This is a genomic window from Paraburkholderia sp. BCC1876, assembly GCF_902833695.1.
Lineage (GTDB): Bacteria > Pseudomonadota > Gammaproteobacteria > Burkholderiales > Burkholderiaceae > Paraburkholderia.
On sequence record NZ_CADFGI010000096.1, the window covers coordinates 1 to 444 of the forward strand.

Below are 444 nucleotides of genomic sequence, written 5' to 3' on the forward strand. Positions count from 1 at the left end.
CGCATGTCGATAGCCGTTCTCACCACTCCATTCATAAGGAACGACGATGCTGACTCGCTCGATGATTTCCGCGGCCGTGTTCTCGCTGGCCGCCTGCGCCACGGTGCCTTCCGTCGCGCAGAACTCCGCCACCACCCAGGACGCGCAGGACGGCGCCGCCCACGCGGGCGGCACGCGCGCCCCCAAGGTGATAATCATCACCATGTTCGGGCCGGAAGGGCAGGCCTGGACCGATCGGATCGGCCCCTGGACGCCGGTCAAGGTGGAAGGCCTCTCGCCCGATTATCCAAACGTGCAGTGCAACCGCCAGGACGTCTGCGTGGTGACCACCGGCATGGGTTACGCGAACGCGGCGGCCACCATCATGGCGCTGAGCTTCTCGCCGAAGTTCGACCTGCGCCGCACCTACTTCCTGGTCTCGGGCATCGCCGGTGTGGATCCGGC

1 pseudogene is annotated in these 444 nt (G+C 66.4%); it reads left to right on the forward strand.

The annotated features are described in order from the left end of the window. Positions 1-46: 46 nt before the first annotated feature. Positions 47-444 (forward strand): annotated as a pseudogene (locus tag HWY05_RS37945) (purine nucleoside permease); the annotation flags it as partial.